General features: G+C 56.6%; 1 protein-coding gene. It reads right to left on the bottom strand.

All coding sequences use genetic code 11. The features are described from left to right. Window positions 1-13 precede the first annotated feature (13 nt). Window positions 14-519 (bottom strand): SecD/SecF family protein translocase subunit (locus tag TU76_RS24350; protein WP_048352715.1); only part of this gene is annotated, 506 nt, incomplete at its 5' end.

Below are 519 nucleotides of genomic sequence, written 5' to 3'. Positions count from 1 at the left end.
ACATGGCAGCCCCTTAAATCCACAACTTCTTGAAGTCCCGACCGCCGTAGATCAGGTTGACCATTGCGCGGGTCACCATGATGGCCGTGAACATCGAGGTAAAGATCCCGAGGGACATGGTCACCGCAAAGCCTTTAACCGGCCCGGTACCCATGGCAAAGAGAATCCCGCCGACCAACAGTGTTGTCAGGTTGGAGTCGACAATCGCCGTAAACGCACGACTGAAGCCTTCATTGATGGCTCGCTGAACCGACATGCCCGCGGCGATTTCCTCACGAATACGCGAGAAGATCAGCACGTTGGCATCGACCGCCATACCCATCGTCAATACGATACCGGCAATACCCGGCAAGGTCAGGGTCGCGCCCAGCAACGACATCAGCGCCAGCAGCAGCACCATGTTCACCGCCAGGGCCACCGTCGCGATCACACCGAAGAAGCGGTAGATGGCGATAATGAACAGCGACACGAACAACATGCCCCACAACGAAGCATCGATACCCTTGACGATGTTGTCAG

The organism is Pseudomonas psychrophila (assembly GCF_001043005.1).
Taxonomy (GTDB): Bacteria; Pseudomonadota; Gammaproteobacteria; order Pseudomonadales; family Pseudomonadaceae; genus Aquipseudomonas; species Aquipseudomonas psychrophila.
The sequence above is the reverse complement of the archived record's forward strand: the minus strand, read 5'-3'. Positions and strand labels throughout refer to the sequence as shown.